Here is an 883-nt window from a genome sequence, read left to right on the forward strand (position 1 = left end):
GTTGTCTTCAAATGTCACGCCCACATCAGCAGGGCTGCGAGGGTGATGGCGGCTTGGTAGGACTCGGCGGTCTTGTCGTAGCGGGTGGCGATGCCGCGCCACTGCTTCAAGCGGTTGAAGCAGCGTTCGACCACGTTGCGCCGTTTGTAGAGGTGCTTGTCGAAGGCCGGCGGGCGTCCGCCGCGGCTGCCGCGCCGGAGCCGGTTGCGGATCTGGTCGGTCCGTTCGGGGATGGTGTGGCCGATGCCCCGTCGCCGCAGCCAGGTCCGGATGGCCTTGGAGCTGTAGCCCTTGTCGCCCAGCACGTGGGCGGGCCTGACCCGTGGCCGTCCCGGGCCGACCCGGGGCACCCGAATCGCGTCCATCACGGCGGTGAACTGGGTGCAGTCGTTGGTGTTCCCGCCTGTGACGGTGAAGGCGAGCGGGCGGCCGGTGGCGTCGCAGGCGAGGTTAATCTTGCTGGTCAGACCGCCTCGGGAGCGTCCGAGTGCGGGGCTTTGGAGCCCCCTTTTCGGGCCCCGGCGGCGTGCTGGTGGGCGCGGACGACGGTGGAGTCGACCGATACGAGCCAGTCAATGTCCCCCGCCTCGTCCGCCTTCGCCTGGGCGGCCTGGAGCATCCGCTCGAAGGTGCCGTCCAGGGCCCACCGGCGGAATCGGGTGTGCAGCGTGGCCCACGGACCGTACCTCTCGGGCACGTCCCGCCAGGCTGTGCCGGTCCGGAACTTCCACACGATCCCATTGAGCACGGTGCGGTCGTCCAACCGCTTCCGACCCCGCAACGACTCGGGCAGCAGCGGCCGGACGAACTCCCACTCGGCATCGGACAGTTCATGGCGACGTATCACCCGACCATGATCCACCACCCGAGATCATTTGAAGAC

1 pseudogene is annotated in these 883 nt (G+C 68.5%); it reads right to left on the reverse strand.

The features are described 5' to 3' along the window. Nucleotides 1–14 precede the first annotated feature (14 nt). Nucleotides 15–844, reverse strand: a pseudogene (locus tag M8I34_RS41115) (IS5 family transposase). Nucleotides 845–883 lie beyond the last annotated feature (39 nt).

It is taken from the genome of Streptomyces sp. MCA2, from assembly GCF_023544705.1.
Lineage (GTDB): Bacteria > Actinomycetota > Actinomycetes > Streptomycetales > Streptomycetaceae > Streptomyces > Streptomyces decoyicus.